The organism is Halobaculum sp. EA56 (assembly GCF_051195075.1).
In the GTDB taxonomy this organism is placed as follows: Archaea; Halobacteriota; Halobacteria; order Halobacteriales; family Haloferacaceae; genus Halobaculum.
This window is the reverse complement of the sequence record NZ_JBNTJX010000101.1, coordinates 1-1,072: the sequence shown is the minus strand read 5'-3', so window position 1 is coordinate 1,072 and position 1,072 is coordinate 1. Positions and strand designations below refer to the sequence as shown.

Here is a 1,072-nt window from a genome sequence, read left to right as displayed (position 1 = left end):
ACCATCGACCGGAACTTGTACACGTCGAACGTCTCCCCGAACACGGCCGTCCGCTCCTGCTTGTACAGCACCGACCCGCCGTCATCCAACTTGATCGCCACACAGATCCCCAGAATCACCGGACTTAGAACCACCAACCCCACAACCGAGAACGCCACGTCGAACGCCCGCTTGAGCATGTAGTCCTGCACGTCCCAGGGTTCGATCACCACGTCCAGCAGCGGGCCCACGTCGTCGCCGGAGGTCAACACCGTGTCCGAGTGGTCCCGATGCACCTTCGCGTCCACACCATGCTCGTAACAGGCATCCAGCGCGCCGAAGAACTCCGCCCGGTCAGCGTGCTCGAATGCGAGCACGACCGTGTCCACGTCGTACTCCACGAGCACGTCCTCGATTCGGGACAATCCGCCGAGCCGGTCCAGCCCCGCCACGTGCACGCCGCCGTCGGCCATGGCCTGCGCGCCGACCTCCGCCCGCGACCCGAGGGTGTTCGTCGGGCACACGTAACCCAGCAGCTCCTCGTCCACCTCGCCGATCACGTCCTCGATCACGTCGGGGTCGTCGCCGACGACGATCGTGCGCTCCCCGTCGCCGGTCGGCCGCCGGCGGATCCAGACGAACCACGCGGGCAGGGCGACGAACAGCACCGGCGCGACCAACAGCACCGTGAGCCGGGGGAGGGCGTACGTGTAGTCGAAGTAGCCGATCGTCGCGACGGCGAACACGGCGACGACCACGCGCTTGTGCGCGAGCGCGACCGTGTCGAGGACGCGCCGCGGCCGCGGGCGGTACAGGGGGAAGAACGCCCCCGTGAACACCGCGACGGTCAGCAGGACCTCGATCGCGAACTCCGGGGCCGCGGGCGTGTCGGCCGGGAGCCGCCGCAGCAGCGGCAGCGTCGCCGCGGCCGACTGGACCGCGCCGTGGTTCGCGATGCCGACCGCCAGCGCCGACAGGAGTGCCACTCCCGCGACGCTGGCGATGCGATAGCGCCACCCTCGCTCCATTACCGACGTGTTGTCACGGCAACAGGGTTAACTCCTACGTAACCGTCCTCGCTCCGTCCGACGCG

At 68.8% G+C, this 1,072-nt stretch carries 1 protein-coding gene; it reads right to left on the bottom strand.

Annotated elements, in window-relative coordinates; genetic code table 11:
- A partial coding sequence (locus tag ACQUQ1_RS22355; RefSeq protein ID WP_435066379.1) for a sugar transferase occupies positions 1-1,007 on the bottom strand: 1,007 nt, incomplete at its 3' end.
- Between the last annotated feature and the right edge of the window lie 65 nt (positions 1,008-1,072).